Origin of the sequence: Microbacterium maritypicum MF109, from assembly GCF_000455825.1 — a bacterium.
GTDB lineage: Bacteria > Actinomycetota > Actinomycetes > Actinomycetales > Microbacteriaceae > Microbacterium > Microbacterium maritypicum_A.
In genome coordinates, this window is sequence record NZ_ATAO01000248.1 from 1 (window position 1) to 249 (window position 249).

A 249-nucleotide genomic window follows, 5' to 3' on the forward strand; every position below is an offset into this window, starting at 1 on the left:
CTGCGCGACGGTGTCGTGGATGTCGCGCGACACCCGGGTGCGCTCGGCCGTCGCCCCCGACTCGCGCTGGGTGCGGGCGAGCTCGTCCTGCAAAGCTGCCATCTCCTCCTGGGTCGCAACCAGCGAGGCGATCAGCCGACGGCGCTCGCGCCCGTCGCGGACGAGCTCGAGGTACCCGCGCGAGATCCCCAGCGCGAAGACGCCGCCCACGAGGGGACCGATCACGTTCGCATAGGTCGTGGTGCCGGT

1 pseudogene is annotated in these 249 nt (G+C 72.3%); it reads right to left on the reverse strand.

The features are described from left to right. Nucleotides 1–249 (reverse strand): annotated as a pseudogene (locus tag L687_RS0122230) (sensor histidine kinase); the annotation flags it as partial.